Genomic DNA, 16,342 nt, shown 5'->3' on the forward strand with positions numbered 1-16,342 from the left:
GCATGGAGGGCCGCGGTTCGATCACGGATCTGCCGGGCGGGCGTCGCTCAGCCACTCCAGCTCGAACCATGCCGACACGGTCGCGCCTGGCGCAAGAACGGCCGGGGCAAGGTTGAAGGCGTCGGGTGGGCCGGTCTGCGGTTCGACGCAGGTGGCGTGGGAGGGCTCGTCGTAGACCACCCAGTGGTCGCAGTCCGAGCGCAGGCGCAGCGTCTGCCCCGCGCGGTGCAGCAGCACGGGTCGCGTGTTGATGAAGCAGTCGTCCCAGGGGCCGGGCGGAGGAGCCTGCGTCGGGTGGATGGCCATGCCTTCGCCGTCGCGGGGATAGGCTGCCTCGGGATGGAAATCCATGGCGTCGGGCTTGAGGAACCAGGGATGCCAGCCGACGACCGGCCGGGGCATGGGTCCGCTGCCCGCGGTGACGCCGAGTTCCAGGCGCAGCACGCGTCCTTCGACGCGGATGCGTTGCCGGGCGACGCCGCCGAAGGGCCAGCGTTCGTCCGCAGGCAGGGCCAGCGACAGCTCCACGCAGGCCGGTGCGTGCGCGGTGACGTCCCAGGACATCGCGAAGCCGACGCCGTGGATGGCATGCGCGCCCAGGTTGACTGGCAACTGGTGAACGGTGCCGCCGGTGCGGAAGCGGCCGTGCCGGATGCGTCCGGCCCACGGCAGCATGGGATAGCTGCCCCAGGCGATCGCGGCATGGGTCCGGTCGAAACTGCTCAGCCACGCGACGCCGTCGCAGCTGATCTGCGCGATGCGTCCGCCGGCGTGCGGGGCGATGCCGAGCGCCAGCGCCTCGTTGCCGATGTGGATCAGTTCGCCGGGCGGCAACGGCTGCTGCGCGGCATCGGCCGGCTGCTCAGTCGCCATAGGGATGCAGGGTGAGGATGCGGCCGTCCTCGTCGTAGTGCAGTTCGGTCGCCTTGATCGAGCGCAGGTGCGTGATGCCGCCGGAAAGCAGCGAGTCGTGGTAGTACAGCCACCACCTGCCCTGGAACGCCACGATCGAGTGGTGCGTGGTCCAGCCCACCACCGGGGTGAGGATCACGCCTTGCCAGGTGTACGGGCCATATATGTCGTCGGCGGTGGCATAGCAGAGCAGGTGCGTGTTGCCGGTGGAGTAGGAGAGGTAGTACTTGCCCCGGTACGTGTGCAGCCACGGTCCTTCGAAATAGCGTCGTGCATGGTCGCCGGCGCGCAGCGGCTCGCCGTGCTCGTCGAGTATCGCGATCTCGCGCGGCGGCTCGGCGAACTGCTTCATGTCGCCGCTGAGCCGGGCGATGCGGGGACCCAGCGCCGGCTCGTCGTCGGCCGGTTCGGCGTGGGTGGAGGCGTAGGCGTTGTCGCGGTAGCCCTGCAGCTGGCCGCCCCACAGGCCGCCGAACACCATGTAGTGGGAGCCGTCCTGGTCATGCAGCACGGCGGGATCGATGGAGTAGCTGCCCGCGATCGGCTCGGGCTCGGCCTTGAACGGGCCTTCCGGCCGGTCGCCGGTCGCGACCCCGATCCGGAACAGGCCATCGGCGCACTTGGCGGGAAAGTACAGGTAGTACGTGCCGTCCTTCGACGCGGCGTCCGGCGCCCACATCTGCCGCGATGCCCATGGCACGTCCCTGACGTGCAGCGCCACGCCGCAGTCCACCGCGGCACCCGTCGGCGTGTCCTGCCGGAAGACGTGGTAGTCCTCCATGCAGAAATGGCTGCCCAGGTCGTCGAACGGCACGCAGCCCTCGATGTCGTGCGACGGGTAGACATAGAGCCTGCCTTCGAACACGTGCGCCGACGGGTCGGCCGTATAGAGGTGCGTGACCAGGGGCTGCGAGACGGCGCGCTGCCGGAGCCGGTCGAGTTCGGAGGGATCGGGGGCGTCGGACATGGGGGGAGTTCGCTGGAGTGGTCGATCAGGTGCCGGCGCGCGCGGCGCGGCGCGTGGCCAGTTCCTGTTCGATGCGCGTCTCGGTCCGCCGGTCGATCCGGTACAGGAACAGCAAGGCCACGCCGAGCAGGAACGGGATGGAGCAGTACACGCTGACGGACAGCTTGATGCCGTGCAGCGTGGCGGCCGATTGCACGGCCTGCCCCGGCACGTAGCCGTAGGCGGAGAGGATGCGCGCCACCAGGGCGCCGCCGATCGACAGGCCTGCCTTCAGCCCGCACAGGATCGCGGAGAACACGATCGCCGTGGCGCGCCGGTGGTTCTTCCATTCCGAGTAGTCGGCGACGTCGGCCACCATCGCCCACAGCAGCGGTGTAGTGATGCCGTAGAAGAAGCCATGCAGCATGTAGGTGGCGATGACCAGGCCCACCGACTGCGGCGAATACAGGACGAAGGACAGCAGGCACAGCGTGGCGACCAGCAGCGCGCCGCCGAACGCGTTGCGCTTGCCGTGGCGCTCGGCCAGCCGGCGCGAGAATCCGATGCCGACGATCATGCAGACGATGCCGCCCGCGCTGAACAGGCTGAACGCCGACGTGGGGGCGTCCGACGGCCATTGGAAACCGGTGAGGCCGATGCCCTTCAGGAACCCGTTCAGGCCGGCGATGAAGCGGTCGAAGCCGGACGCGTCCAGGAAGCGCGCCAGCTCGCCGCCGTCGAGGTAGTACTTGAAGTAGTAGACGTACATGCCGCCCTTCAGGGCGAGGGCGATGAACACCAGCACCGTCAGCACCAGCATGATCTGCCATGGCCGGTTGCCGGCGAGGTCGGCGACGTCCTGCTTGATGCTGGTGCGGTGCGCGGCCTCCGGCACGATGCGCTCGCGCGTGGTGAAGAAGGCCACCAGGAAGAACACGGTGCCGACCACCGCGAACAGCGCCATCGTGCGCTCGAAGCCGATGGCCTTGTCGCCGTGGCCGAGGATCAGCACCAGCGGGAGCAGCAGGACCTGGATGATGAACTGGGCGATCATCACCGCCACGAAGCGGTACGAGGACAGGCTGTTGCGCTGGTCCATGTTGCCGGTCAGCACGCCGCTCAGCGCCGAGTACGGCAGGTTGTTGGAAATGTAGGCGGCCATGAGCAGCGTGTAGGTCGCCAGCGCATAGACCACCTTGCCGTGCTCGCCGAAGCGGGGCGTGGTGAAGGCGAGCAGGGCGAACACGCCGAACGGGATGGCCGTCCACAACAGCCATGGCCGGAATTTGCCCCAGCGGGTATGCGTGCGGTCCGCGACCAGCCCGACCAGTGGCGTGAAGACGAAGGCGCCGAGCAGGCCGACGACGAAGATCACCGTGGCCGCGGCATTGGCCGGTATGCCGTACACGTCGGTGTAGAAGAAGGCCAGGAAGCTGACCAGCGTCTGGAAGATCAGGTTGGCGGCGAGGTCGCCGAGGCTGTAGCCGAGCTTCTCAACCGGGGACAATGCGTGCGGATTGTGCTTGCTCATGCGTGCCGAATGCCTGCTGGACGCCGGTCCGCCTGGTCGCGGTTGGGCCGTGTGGTGATCCCCATGCGGCCCGCCTGGGCCGCCTCCCGGTGCCTGCCTGTCTGGCGTCGCACCGGAGTCGAAAAGGTAGCGCTAACAGTTTTCGGTAACACGCTGCACGGCAACATTTCGTGGCGCCGGCCGGCGGGTGGCGGGAGCGCGCGGAAGCATGCCGTCCGGCATGTGACTCCGGCGGCGGATGTGCCATGATTGGTAGCGCTACCACAATTGGCGGGGGACACTGGCGATGCGCAAGATCATCCTTGGATTGCTCGGTTTGCTGGTGTTGTCGCCGGCCGCCCTGCGGGCGCAGCAGGCACCGCTGGCGGCCGGCCAGCAGAAATTCCTCGGCAGCGCGTACAGCGCTGCGCAGTCGAAGGACTTCGACCGCTACTGGAACAAGCTCACTCCGGAGAACGCGGGCAAGTGGGGCAGCGTGGAAGCGGTGCGCGGCCAGTTCGACTGGACGGGCCTGGACGATGCCTATCACTTCGCCAAGGCGCACGGCATGCTGTTCCACCTGCATGTGCTGGTATGGGGGCAGCAGCAGCCGGAGTGGATGCGGCACTTGCCGCCCGACCAGCAACGCGAGGAGATCGGGAAGTGGATGGATGCCGCCGCGGCGCGCTATCCCGGGGCGGACTTCGTCGAGGTGGTCAACGAGCCCCTGCATCATCCGCCGGCCACCCGCCACAAGGACGGCGGCGATTACCTCGGGGCGCTGGGCGGCAAGGGAACCACCGGCTGGGACTGGGTGATCGAGGCGCTCCGCATGGCGCGGGCACGCTTCCCCCATGCCAGGCTGCTGATGAACGACTACAGCATCATCAACTCGGCGAAGAGCACGGCGCGCTACCGCGCGATCGTCGAGCTGCTGCAGCGCGAGCACCTGATCGACGGCATCGGCCTGCAGGCGCATGCGTTCGTGACGCATGGCACGCCGGCGTCGACGCTGCGGGCCAACCTCGACACCCTGGCCGCGACCGGCCTGCCGATCTACATCACGGAGATGGACGTCGACGGCCGCGACGACGCGGTGCAGTTGCGCGAGTACAAGCGCGTGTTCCCGGTGTTCTGGAACGACCCGGCGGTGAAGGGCATCACGCTGTGGGGCTTTCGGCCCGGGCTGTGGCGCGACAAGCAGGGGGCCTACCTGATCCGCAAGGACGGCAGCGAGCGGCCGGCGCTGGTCTGGTTGCGCGACTACGTGCGCGCGACGCGGGCGGCGGCGCAGTAACCCGGCGGCGGCCGCCGCGCATTCCGCGGCAATCGCCACCGGCATTCGCGGTGGCTCGGCTTCCATCCCCCGGTCCTGGCAAGCCGCGGCGCGAAGGCCGGCATGTGCCGGATGCGGACAGGTGCTTTTCGCCCCGGGCCTTCCCGCCGTGCGGATTCCTAGCGCCCTACCTCGAACGATGCCTGCTGGCGGATGTCCGCGCTCGAGGCGCCGACCTCCAGTTCGTATTGCCCGGCGTCGACGGCATAGGCATGCGTGGCCGCGTCGTAGTAACGCAGGTCGCGCGAAGGCGTGACGGTGAAGCGCACTTGCTGGCTGGCGCCGGCCTTGAGGTGGATCCGGGTGAACCCGCGCAGGTCGCGCGTGGCGCGCTGGTGCGGCGTGCCCAGTCCGCGCAGATAGAGTTGCACCACTTCGTCGCCGTCCCGCGCGCCGCCGTTGGTGACGGTCACCGTGGCGGTGAGCGACTCGTCGGCACCCAGGCGCTGTCGCGTGAGGTGCAGATCCGAATAGGTGAAGTGCGTGTAGGACAGGCCGAATCCGAAGGGATACAGCGGGACGCCCCTGAAGTAGCGGTACGTGCGCCCTTCCATGTGGTAGTCGTCGAACGCGGGAAGAACGGTGTCGGCCTTGTAGAACGTCACCGGCAGGCGCCCGGCGGGGTTGGTGTTGCCCAGCAGCGCATCGGCCACCGCCGTGCCGCCGCGCTGGCCGGGATACCACGCCAGCAGGATCGCCGGCACGTGTGCCTGGGCCCAGTCGATCGCCAGCGCGGAACCGCCGGTGAGCACCAGCACCACCGGCTTGCCGGTGGCCTGCAGCGCCTGCAGCAGCGCTTGCTGCGTGGCGGGCAGGCGCAGGTTGGTGCGGTCGCCGCCGTCGAAGCCGGGGTAGTCCACCTGCATCTGTTCCCCCTCCAGTTCGGCGGTCAGGCCGCCGACGAAGATCACCACCTGCGCATTGCGCGCGGCGGCGAGCGCTTCATCGAACGGCGGCAAGGCATGCGGCAGTTGCCACGCCAGTTGCACCTCGCCGTTGCGGGGATCGTGGGTGTACTCGATACGTATGTCGTAAGGCCTGCCTGCCTTGAGGTCGAGTGCGACGTGCTGCTGCGCAGGGACGTTGTCGCCTGCCTGCCCACCATCGGACACCAGCTTGCCATCGAGGTAAACGCGAAAGCCGTCGGCCGCAAGCGCGTCGAGGGTGTAGCGGCCGGAAACCGGCGGCAGCAGCAGGCCGCTCCAGCGCACGCCGAAACCATTGCCGGACAGCGCCTTGTCGGCGGCAAGTTCGCCTTGCATCACCATGTCATCCGTGGGAGTGGCATGGCCCCAATGGAAGTTGATGCTGTCGTCGACGCGGCTCAGCACCGGCGTCGTGCTGAAATCCCCGTTCCGGAAATATTCCACCGTCAAGCCGTGTTCCTGGCTTGTGGCCGAGGGGCGCAGGTAGGTCGATGCGACAAGCTCGGCACCGTCGGGCCGGCCCATGCCCTGCACCAGCTCGCTGCCCTTCACGTAAGTGACCTGCGCCTGCGGCAGCGCCGCGCGGATGCCGGCCAGGATGGTCACCGGCGCAGCCGGCGTGCCGTTGTAGTTGCCGACCAGGGCGCTGACGCTGTCGGCGGTGGGGCCGATCACGGCGATGCGCCTGAGGTCCGGCGAAAGCGGCAGCAGGCCGGTGTTCTTCAGCAGCACCAGCGATTCGTCCGCCGTCCGGCGTGCCAGCGCATCGTGCCCGGGGGCCTGGTTCACCGAGTAGGGCAGGCTGGACCACGGCACCATGGAGGGGGGATCGAACATGCCCAGGCGCATCCGGGCCGCGAACAGGCGCGTCACCGCCGTGTCGATGTCGGCCTCGCTCACCAGTCCCTGGTGCACGGCATCGACCAGCGCCGCGTAAGTCGTGCCGCAATCGAGGTCGTCGCCGTGCTTCACCGCCATCGCGGAAGCCTGTGCGGCGGTAGCCACGACCTTGTGGTGCGTGTAGATGTCCGCCACGGCATCGCAGTCGGAGACCACGTAACCCTTGAAGCCCCAGTCGCGGCGCAGGATGTCCTGCAGCAGGCGCTTGCTCGCCGTGGCGGGCTCGCCGTCGACGCGGTTGTAGGCGCCCATCACGGCGTCCACGTGCCCTTGCTGCACCAGGGCCTGGAAAGCCGGCAGGTAGGTCTCGTAAAGGTCGCGCCCGGTGGGCTGCACGTCGGCTTCGTGGCGCGTCGATTCCGGCCCGCTGTGCACGGCGAAATGCTTGGCCGTGGCGTCGAGCTTGCGGTAGCGCGGGTCGTCGCCTTGCAGGCCGAGCACGAACGCCACGCCCATGCGCGCGGTGAGGTAGGGGTCCTCGCCGTAGGTTTCCTGGCCGCGGCCCCAGCGCGGATCGCGGAAGATGTTGATGTTCGGCGACCAGAAGGTGAGTCCTTCGTAGCGGCCGTGCTGGTCCAGGCGCTGGAACTGGTTGTACTTCGCGCGCGCCTCGTCGCTGATCGCGTCGGCTTCCGCGTGGAGCAGCGCGGGATCGAAGGTGGCGGCCATGCCGATGGCCTGGGGAAACACGGTCGCCTGTCCCGCGCGCGCCACCCCGTGCAGGGCCTCGTTCCACCAGTCATAGGCGGGGATGCCCAGGCGCGGGATCGCGGGCGCGCTGTTCTGCATCTGCGCCACCTTTTCCTGCAGCGTCATGCGCGCCACGAGGTCGGCCGCGCGTTGCTCGAAGCCGAGGCGGGTGTCGAGCCAGGGGCGCGGGTCCGTGCGGGTGTCGGCATGAATGCTTCCCGCCGCCAGCATGGCGGCCATCGTCGCCACGCACAGTTTGTGAAAAGGTGTCGGCATGGGATGGCCTGGTCAGGGAGAGTGGGTCAGCCGTGCATAGGGGCCGATCGTGGTGCCGATGAAGCCGCCTGCGACATCGGTGCTCAGGACGGTGCCGTCCACGTGGCGCAGCAGCCATTGCCAATCCTGGCCGGCGCGGTAGGCAAAGGCATAGTCGCCGCCGTCGGCGCTGATCCTCAGCGAAAGCGTCCTGGTGCCTGCCGGGACGTCGACGGATGCCAGCGACTTCTTGTCGTCGCCCCGGCAGTGGCGCAGCACGATATGAAGCGTGCCGTCATCGCGTCGGACGCCGAGGGTGAACCAGTCGTGCGAGTTCTGGAACGTGGCGATGCCCGCTTCGATGCCTTGCTGCCCTGGTACCTCGAGCGTGACGCTCGCGTCGAAATCCATGTGTTGCTGTGGCCGCGCCAGGTACGAAGGGTTGCGTGGCGTGTCCAGGTCGTCGGCCAGGGGATGGATCGCGAGCTTGCCCGGATGCGAAAGCACGTCCGCCCAGCCCTGCTTCGGCACGCGCACGTACAGCCATGAGGCATCGAGCACCGGCTTGTCGAAATCGTCGCGCCAGGTGAAGTTGCCGCTGTGCGGGGCCTGCGCGACATCGTGCGGCATGGCATGCGGCCCGGGGACGATCTGCGGAATGGCCGTGTGGTGCGGCAGGATCACCGGCCAGCCGTCTTTCCACGTCACCGGCAGCAGGAAGGTTTCGCGGCCGGTGTTGTAGTGCGTGCCACCGTAGGCGCGGCTGGCGAGGAACACCGACCACCAGCTGCCGTCGTCCATCTGCACCAGGTCGGCATGGCCGGCATCGACGATGGGGTTGGCGCGGTCGGCCGGCAGGTCGCGCTGGGTGAGGATGGGATTTTGCGCGTAGGCAACATAGGGGCCCGACACGCTGCGGCTGCGCAGCACCACTTCGGAGTGCTGCGGGCCGGTGCCTCCTTCGGCGCACATCAGGTAGTACCAGCCATCGCGCTTGTAGAGATGAGGGCCTTCGATCCAGATCGGATGCGCCGAAGGATCGACGCCGCCATCGAGCAGCATCCCGCGTGGCCCGACCGGGGCCAGGCGGGCGATGTCGAACGGCTGTATCCAGATCGCCCGGTGGCCGGGGTAGCGCGAGCCCTCGGCGGGCACGTCGTTGTAGACCACGTAGGCCTTGCCGTCGTCGTCGAAGAACAGCGACGGATCGATGCCGCCGATGCCGTGCAGCCAGGTCGGGTTCGACCAGGGGCCGGCCGCGTCGCGTGCGCTGGCGATGAAGGTGCCGCCGCGGTCGATCGCCACGGCGATGACGTAGAAGCGTCCGTCGTGCCATGAAATCGAGGGCGCGAAAATGCCGCGCGACATGTCGACGCCGTCGAAATCCATCTCGTCGCGCCGTTCGACCACGTGGCTGCGCAAGGTCCAGTGCACGAGGTCGCCGCTCTCGTACACCGGGATGCCGGGGAAATACGCAAAGCTGGAGTTGGCCAGGTAGTAGCGGTCGCCCACCCGCGCGACCGCCGGGTCCGGGCTGAAGCCGGCGAGCACGGGATTGCGATAGCTGCCCGACGGAAGCGGCTGCGCGAAAGAGGCGTCGTGGCCGCTGTACTCGAAGCGGTCGAACAGGGCCGCCTGCTGGGCGTGTCCGGCCACGCTGAGGAACATGCACGCCGCCATGAGGCCGGCGCGCATCGCACGCAGCACACCGGCGGACCCGGTCATGGGTTTCATGCTGGTGCTCAATTCGAAGCGGCGGAAACGTCGAACTGGAACGGCCCGGCGGGCAGACCCGTTTCGTCGTAGAGGTTCACCAGCGGGCTGTCGGCCCATGCGTAGCGCACGCGGACGGGATCGGCCACCGGGGCGTGCAGCACGACTTGCGTGGCGTTGCGGATCTCGGCTTTGGCGTAGCGGCAACTGTCCGCCTGTGCGCCGCACAGTTCGAAGCCGAGCAGGTCGGGGCCGCCGTAGGCAAGCAGCTTGCCGGTGACGTCGCCGAAGCTGACCAGCACGGCATCGCCTTCGCGTCTTGCCGACAGCGGAACCGGGCCGGAGGGCGCGGGCGCCTGGCCGTAGACCACGTGCAGCGCCGCGCGCGCCAGGCGGCGGCCAAGCTCCTGCTTGTTGGCGGGGTGGATGTCGCTGTGCTCGCCGATGTCGATGGCGACCGCAAGGCCGCTGTGCGCGTCCTCCTGCGCCACCAGGCGCTGCGCCTCGCGCAGTTCGGCGGTGCCGCTTTCCACCGGGTGCGTCGGGATGGCGCCGTAGTTGGCCAGCTGCACGACCAGCAGCGGCAGCCCGGCGCCGAACTGGCCGCGGAACTCCTCGCGCAGGGCCTCCAGCTGCGCGCGGTACGCGGTGGCCTCGCCGGTGTTCGACTCGCCCTGGTACCAGAGCGCGCCGCGCAGGCCGTAGTCGCCCAGCGGCGCGATCACGCCGTTGTACAGCGTGGTCATGCCGGATGCCGAAAGCCAGGGCGCCAGCGGCGGCGTGCCGGCCTTGAGCGGCACCTTGCGGTATTCCCAGCCGGCGTCGTCGAGCGGCACCGAAGAGCCATCCGCGAAGTGCAGCGCGCGCGTGGCGGCGGGGCCGACGAGGCCGCCGCCGGCGTAGGTGTTGAGCACGTTCACCGTGACCAGGTTGTCACCCGCATGCAGCAGTCCGTCCGGCAGCGGGTAATGGCGATCCGCGCCGCCGTAGCTGCTGCCCACGCCGCGGCCGTTCACCCAGGTCTCGTCGATTTCGTCGGCATTGCCGAGCCAGAGCGTCGCGGCCTGGGCGGCTTGCGCGGCAGTCAGCCTGACCGTGGTGCGGTACCACAGCATGCCGTTGAAGCTGGCCAGTTCCGGCAGGCCCCATTGCTGGTAATCGCCGAGTGCATGCGGCGCCTTGCGCCAGCCGGTACCGGGTGCGCCGGGCTGCCAGGGCTGGTCGTCGGTGGCCGGCTCGGCCCTGGCGGCGGCGGGCAGTCCGCGCCACCACGCGGCCCACAGCTCGCCCCAGTGCGCGTTTGCCGTGCGCGGATCGCGTGCGTATTGCGCCAGTACGTCGAGCGCTTCCGCGTCGCTGGCGCCATCCGCCTTGCGCAGCGCGGCGGCACTCAGCCAGGCCTCGATGCGCGAACCGCCCAGCGAGGCGTTGATGAGCCCCAGCGGCACCTTCTCGGTCTTCTGCAGTTCGCGCGCGAAGTAATAGCAGGCGGCGGAAAACTCCGGCACGTTGGCCGGCGTGGTGGGGAGCCATGCCGCGGGGCCGCCGAAGCCGGCCTGTGGCGCGGGCATCGCGCTGGGCGGCACGCGCAGCATGCGGATTGAATCGTTGTTCGCGCCGGAGACCTCGCTGTCGACGTTCAGGGTGCGCCGCACGGGAAGCTCCATGTTGGACTGTCCGCTGCATAGCCACACGTCGCCGACCAGGAGGTCGCCGATCGTCTGCGTGGCGGTGCCCGAGCGTGCCTGCAACGTGTACGGGCCGCCGGCCTGCTCCGCGGGGAGCTGCGCTTGCCATCCACCGTGCCTGTCGGCGCGCGCGGTGATGTGCCGGCCGGCGAAATCGATCTGCACCTGGGCGCCCGGTTGTGCATGGCCCCAGACGGGAATCGGGCGTCCGCGCTGCAGTACGGCGTGATCCTGGAAGAGGGGTGCGAGCAGCGCGGGTTTCGCGTCGCCGGCCTGCGTGCCGGTGGCGAGGCAGCAGCCGGCAAGCAGCAACGGAAGGAGCAGGCGCGGCTGCGCGATGCGAGATGGCATGGGCTTCACCATGAGTTGTATCCCGGTGCGAATGGAAAGGAGAGGGACTGGTAGTACTTGAGCGGATGCGCGGGCGGTGCGATGCCCGCCGGCAGCGGCAGGCCGTTGAGACTCTGGAAATAGGCGATGGACGCGTCGCGCCACCATTGCGCTTCACGCTGCTGGATGGCCAGGAAGGCGCTGGTCTTCGCATAGCGTTCGGTGTCGATGTGGCCAGCCAGGCTGCGCCACGTCACGCGCATGGCGGCCACCGCGTCGACGCCGTGGCTGTAGTGCAGGACCAGCTCGTCCCACAGCGTGCGGCCCGAGCGCATGCGGTAGTCCCAGGGCAGGTGGTGGAACCACAGCAGGTACCTGTCGGGGATCCGCGCGAGGTCATCGAAGCCGGCGGCCACCGGCGGCGCGTACTGGGCCACGGCATCGCTGCCGTGCGAGCTGCGGTCGAAGCCGATGCCGTCCTTGTCGGCGCGGTTGTAGTACGCCGGCCGCCAGTCCGCGCGCGGTTCGCTGGCATCCCATGGCGCGGGGCCGTAGTGGTCGCCCTCGTGCATCTGGTGGTGCAGCCCGAGCGGCGTCATGTAGTCCACCGCCGCCTCGCGCGACCCCATCATCATGCCCACGATGGGCGCGACGATGGCGGGGTCGTTGCCGAAGGTCATGCGCACCCAGTCTGCGGCGATGGCGCGGGCGGAGTCGTCCGGGTTCCACGCCAGCCGCCCGAAGGCGTACCAGTTGGCCTGGTTGAACGTGGAGCCGCACCAGTCGCGGTCGCTGCCGATGTTCGCCACGCCGGCCATGGCGGTGAGGCGGTGCGCATGGGCGGTGCCGGCGTAGAGCGAGCCGTCGATCACGCGCGCCACGGTCGAGCCTTTGCCGCGCGCCATGGTGTCGGACTGCAGCGTCTCCTGGAACAGCGTGCCGAGGTAGACCAGGTGCGTGGCGAAGCCCAGGTATTCCTTGGTGACCTGGAACTCCATCATCAGCGCGGTATCCGGCATCGCGCCGAACAGCGGATGGAAGGGCTCGCGCGGCTGGAAGTCGATGGGACCGTTCTTGACCTGCAGGATCACGTTGCTGCGGAACCTGCCATCCAGCGGCTTGAACTCGTCGTAGGCCTGCCTGGCGCGATCGTCCGGCTGTTTGTTCGAGTAGACGAAGGCACGCCACATCACCACGCCGCCGTGCGGCGCCAGTACGGCGGCCAGCATGTTGGCGCCGTCGGCGTGGCTGCGGCCGTAGTCCTGCGGACCGGGCTGTCCCTCGGAGTTGGCCTTGACCAGGAAGCCGCCGAAGTCGGGGATGAGCTTGTAGATCGCGTCGACCTTGGCACGCCACCATGCGGCCACGGCCGGATCGAGCGGGTCGGCGGTCTTCAGTCCGCCCAGTTCGATCGGCGAGGAGAAGCGCACGCTCAGGTAGACGCGGATGCCATAGGGGCGCAGCACGTCGGCGATCGCGGCGGCCTTGGCGAGATACGGCGTGGTGAGGCTCAGCTTGTCGGCGTTGACGTTGTTCAGCACCGCGCCGTTGATGCCGATGGAGGCGTTGGCGCGCGCATAGTCGGTGATGCGCGGATCCACGTAGCCGGGGAGTTTCCACCAGTCCCAGATCGAGGCGCCGGCGTAGCCGCGCTCCACGCTGCCGTCCAGGTTGTCCCAATGGTCGAGCATGCGCAGCTGCACGCGCGGCGCGTCGCGGATGTCCAGGTGGTCGAGCGGCTGCGCGGTCTGCAGCAGGCGCAGGAAGCGGAACGCGCCGTACAGCACGCCGACGTCGCTGTTGCCGACGATGGCGATGGCGGCATGGCCGTCCACCTTCACGCTGCTGATCAGGTAACCCTCGCGGCCCAGCGCGCGGGTGTCGAGCCCGAGCCGGGCCAACTGCGGGGAGGAGTCCGGCGTGCCGACGAGCAGGGCGCCATCCTGGTCGGCCTGGCTGCCGATTCTGGGCGCCGCGCCGAGCAGGCCGCCCAATCCGCGCAGCAACTCGTCGCGCGTGGCTTGCGCAGCGGGCGTGCCCGCGGACATGGCCAGTTCCACGACGTGCGCCCGATAGGCCGCGGCCTGCGCGGCGGGCAGCGGGTGGTAGCGCAACCAAAGTTCGTAGCCGTCTTCGGCGCGGGCGGTTCGTGCGCCGACCGCGGCAAGGGCCGACAGGAGCAGCGTGAGCAGGCGGGCAAGCAGGGCGCGCGACCGTGGCGTCGTCATGGCCATCCGCCTGGACTCGTGTTTGTCGCCGCTACCACGCGGCCGGCATTTGTGCGCAGAATGGCCCACGACATCACGGGCGCCTGCCCGCAGGACACTCCAGGGAAAACGCCTTGCACAGGACCAAGAAAAAAGCGGGTCGCCGCAAGAGCCACGCCGTCACGCTGGCCGAAGTGGCCAAGCGCGCGGGGGTTTCGCCGATGACGGTCTCGCGCGTGGTCAGCGGCGTCGGCAACGTGCGCCCGTCCACGCGGGAATCCGTGATGCGCGCGGTGAGCGAACTGGGCTATACGCCCAACCTCGCCGCCAGCGCGTTGGCGACCGCGCACGGCACGCGCATCGCGCTGATCTACTCCAACCCCAGCGCCGGCTATCTGCGCGAATTGCTGGTGGGCGCGCTGCGTGGCGCCACCCGCAACTCGGCGCAGCTGGTCATCGAGGCATGGAGCGAGCGGGAGCCGGACGCCGAGCGTGCGGCGGCGCGCGCGCTGGCGCGCAGCGTGTCCGGCGTGATCCTGCCGCCGCCGTTGTGCGAGTCGGAAGTCGTGGTCGCCGAACTCCTGCGCGCCGGCGTGCCGGTGGTGGCGATCGCCTCCGCCCGTCCGTGCGCGGGCGTCTCCAACGTGCGTATCGACGATTTCCAGGCCAGCCGCGAGATGGCCGCCCATTTCATCGCCAAGGGCCATGCGCGCATCGGCTACATCAAGGGCGACCCCAGCCAGACCGCCAGCCAGCTGCGTTACGAGGGCTTCCTGGCCGCCCTGCACGACGCCGGGATCAAGCCGGATCGCACGCTCGTGCACCAGGGCCACTTCACCTACCGCTCCGGCCTGCGCGCGGCGGGCAAGCTGCTCGCGCGGCGCCATCCGCCCAGCGCGATCATCGCCAGCAACGACGACATGGCGGCCGCGGTCGTCTCGGTGGCGCACCGGCGCGGGCTGGACGTGCCCGGCGATCTTGCCGTCGCCGGCTTCGACGACACCACCGCGGCCACCACCGTGTGGCCGGAGCTGACCACCATCCGCCAACCCATCGCGGCGATGGCCGACTCGGCGATCGACATCCTGCTGCGCGTGATCCGTGGCAAGCAGGGGGCGAAGGGCATCGTGGATCAGGTGGTCGCGCATATGCTGGTCAAGCGGGGCTCGGTGTAGCCTTGGGAGCGTGGGCGGTAGAAATCGTTCGGGCTGCAAAGCGCTGCCTGCGGTCCATTTTTCCGCCGCTTCTTGGCCCATAGAACCACTATGGGCCGGCGAATCGTCGAAAAACTGCCCTCGCAGGCAGCGCTTTTCGCCTCGAACATTTCTGCCGCTCACGCTCCTAGCCTTCCATCTGCTCCAGTGGCTTGCCGCGTGTCTCGCGTACCCAGCGCAGCACGAAAAACAGCGACAGGATCGCCGCCACCGTGTAGATGCCGTAGGCGCCGGCCAGGCCGATGCCGACCAGCAGCGCCGGAAAGGTGACGGTGATCAGGAAGTTCGACGACCACTGCGCCGCGCCGGCCACGGCCAGTCCCGAGCCGCGGATCTGGTTGGGGAACATCTCGCCCAGCATCACCCACATCACCGGGCCCCAGGAGAGGTTGAAGAAGCACACGTAGGCGTTGGCGGCAACCAGCGCCAACTTGCCCATGGCGGGTGAAAGGGCCAGCTTGCCGGCGGCGTCCAGCGAGGCGCTGGCGAACGCCAGGGTCACCAGCGCGAGCGCGACTGCCATGCCCAGCGAGCCGATCCACAGCAGCGGCTTGCGTCCGATGCGGTCGATCAGGAAGATCGTGACGATGCACGCGCCGATCGACAGCGCGCCGGAGATCACGTTGATCAGCAGCGCGTCGTTTTCGGAAAAGCCCACCGCCTGCCACAGCACCGCGCCGTAGTAGAACACCACGTTGATGCCGACCAGTTGCTGGAAGGTGGCGAGGCCCACGCCGACCCAGACGATGGGACGCAGCTTGCCCCGCGCCTTGTCGATCAGGTCGGAGAGCCGCGGCCGGTGGTGGTCGGCGGACAGCGAGACATCGATGTCGACAAGCGTGGCTTGCGCCGTTTCCTCGCCGTAGAGCCTGGTGAGCACGGCCAACGCGTCTTGCGTGCGCCTCCTTGCCACCAGGAAGCGCGGGCTTTCGGGAATGGTCAGCAACAGCAGCAGGAACAGTATCGACGGGATGGTCTGCACCCAGAACATCCAGCGCCACGCCATCTGGCCGAACCAGAGTGAGGCGGTGGAGCCGCCGGCCGCGCGGGCCAGCAGGTAGTTGCTCAGGAAGGCGCAGAACAGGCCGCTGATGATCGCGATCTGCTGCATCGAGGCCAGCCGCCCGCGGTAGCGGGCCGAGGCCACTTCGGCGATGTAGGCCGGCGACATCACGCTGGCGGCGCCGACCGCGATGCCGCCGATCACCCGTGCCGTCACGAAGAAAGCCGAGCCGGTCGCCGCGCCCGCGCCCGTCGCCGAGAGCAGGAACAGCAATGCCGCCACGATCAGCAGGGTGCGCCGGCCCCAGTGGTCGGCCAGGCGGCCCGCGAAGAAGGCGCCGAAGGCACAGCCCAGCAGCATGGACGCCACCTCGAAGCCCACCCCGACCGAGCCCGACTGGAAGGTCTGCTTCAGGCCGTCGACGGTGCCGTTGATGACGCCGCTGTCAAAGCCGAACAGGAAGCCGCCGATGGTCGCCACGCAGCTGATGAGGACGATGAAACGCGTGTTTTCCGTGCTGCGGTCGCCGGCCATCGCGGCCGGTGCGAGCGTGGTGCCATGCATGGGGTTCCCCTCGGTTTTTTGCGCAAAGGTTCCGGTGCGACTTGTTTCCGGCCCCGCCACATGAAGAGGCGGGGGGGGGGCCCCCCCCGGCGGCGCCCCCCCGTGGGGGGGAGGAAACACGAGCAGGGTGGACGTGGTGTAGAGGAAC

The 16,342-nt window shown here is 69.0% G+C and carries 10 protein-coding genes; 2 read left to right on the top strand and 8 right to left on the bottom strand.

Translation table 11 applies throughout. From position 1 onward, the window contains the following. Nucleotides 1-21 precede the first annotated feature (21 nt). Genes IHE47_RS00690 through IHE47_RS00700 form a run of 3 tightly spaced genes read right to left on the bottom strand, consistent with a single transcriptional unit; the run spans nt 22 to nt 3,389 of the window. Nucleotides 22-873: an aldose epimerase gene (locus IHE47_RS00690; protein WP_192103142.1), complete on the bottom strand. Its 852-nt coding sequence runs from the start codon at nt 871-873 to the stop codon at nt 22-24. Continuing rightward, nucleotides 863-1,879, bottom strand: a complete 1,017-nt coding sequence (locus tag IHE47_RS00695; protein WP_192103144.1) for a glycoside hydrolase family 43 protein — start codon at nt 1,877-1,879, stop codon at nt 863-865. Before IHE47_RS00695 ends, IHE47_RS00690 begins: the two co-directional genes overlap by 11 nt. A gap of 25 nt (nt 1,880-1,904) precedes the next feature. Further along, nucleotides 1,905-3,389 carry an MFS transporter gene (locus IHE47_RS00700; protein WP_192103146.1) on the bottom strand — a complete coding sequence of 495 codons (1,485 nt, stop codon included), beginning with the start codon at nt 3,387-3,389 and terminating at the stop codon, nt 1,905-1,907. A gap of 280 nt (nt 3,390-3,669) precedes the next feature. Here IHE47_RS00700 and IHE47_RS00705 point away from each other — a divergent pair, with 280 nt between their 5' ends. After that, complete coding sequence (locus tag IHE47_RS00705; RefSeq protein WP_192103169.1) at nt 3,670-4,665, top strand: endo-1,4-beta-xylanase; 996 nt, start codon at nt 3,670-3,672, stop codon at nt 4,663-4,665. A gap of 158 nt (nt 4,666-4,823) precedes the next feature. On the opposite strand, the gene IHE47_RS00710 is transcribed toward IHE47_RS00705, so the two are convergent. From IHE47_RS00710 to IHE47_RS00725, 4 genes are all read right to left on the bottom strand, one after another. Beyond that, on the bottom strand, nt 4,824-7,460 hold the full coding sequence (locus IHE47_RS00710) for a glycoside hydrolase family 3 protein (RefSeq protein WP_192103171.1): 2,637 nt from the start codon (nt 7,458-7,460) through the stop codon (nt 4,824-4,826). 48 nt (nt 7,461-7,508) lie between these two features. After that, the gene (locus tag IHE47_RS00715) at nt 7,509-9,155 is read right to left on the bottom strand and encodes a glycoside hydrolase family 43 protein (protein WP_192103173.1); all 1,647 of its coding nucleotides are present in this window, start codon (nt 9,153-9,155) and stop codon (nt 7,509-7,511) included. A gap of 62 nt (nt 9,156-9,217) precedes the next feature. Further along, on the bottom strand, nt 9,218-11,227 hold the full coding sequence (locus tag IHE47_RS00720; RefSeq protein ID WP_192103148.1) for a sialate O-acetylesterase: 2,010 nt from the start codon (nt 11,225-11,227) through the stop codon (nt 9,218-9,220). Between the two features lie 5 nt (nt 11,228-11,232). Then, nucleotides 11,233-13,434, bottom strand: a complete 2,202-nt coding sequence (locus IHE47_RS00725; RefSeq protein WP_192103150.1) for an alpha-glucuronidase family glycosyl hydrolase — start codon at nt 13,432-13,434, stop codon at nt 11,233-11,235. 113 nt (nt 13,435-13,547) lie between these two features. Between IHE47_RS00725 and IHE47_RS00730 the strand changes: the two genes are divergently transcribed. Continuing rightward, the gene (locus IHE47_RS00730) at nt 13,548-14,588 is read left to right on the top strand and encodes a LacI family DNA-binding transcriptional regulator (protein WP_225561527.1); all 1,041 of its coding nucleotides are present in this window, start codon (nt 13,548-13,550) and stop codon (nt 14,586-14,588) included. Between the two features lie 166 nt (nt 14,589-14,754). Here IHE47_RS00730 and IHE47_RS00735 read toward each other — a convergent pair whose 3' ends face one another. Beyond that, nucleotides 14,755-16,194 carry a sugar porter family MFS transporter gene (locus tag IHE47_RS00735; protein WP_192103153.1) on the bottom strand — a complete coding sequence of 480 codons (1,440 nt, stop codon included), beginning with the start codon at nt 16,192-16,194 and terminating at the stop codon, nt 14,755-14,757. Nucleotides 16,195-16,342: the final 148 nt, after the last annotated feature.

This window comes from Rhodanobacter sp. DHB23 (genome assembly GCF_014842975.1).
In the GTDB taxonomy this organism is placed as follows: Bacteria; Pseudomonadota; Gammaproteobacteria; order Xanthomonadales; family Rhodanobacteraceae; genus Rhodanobacter_A.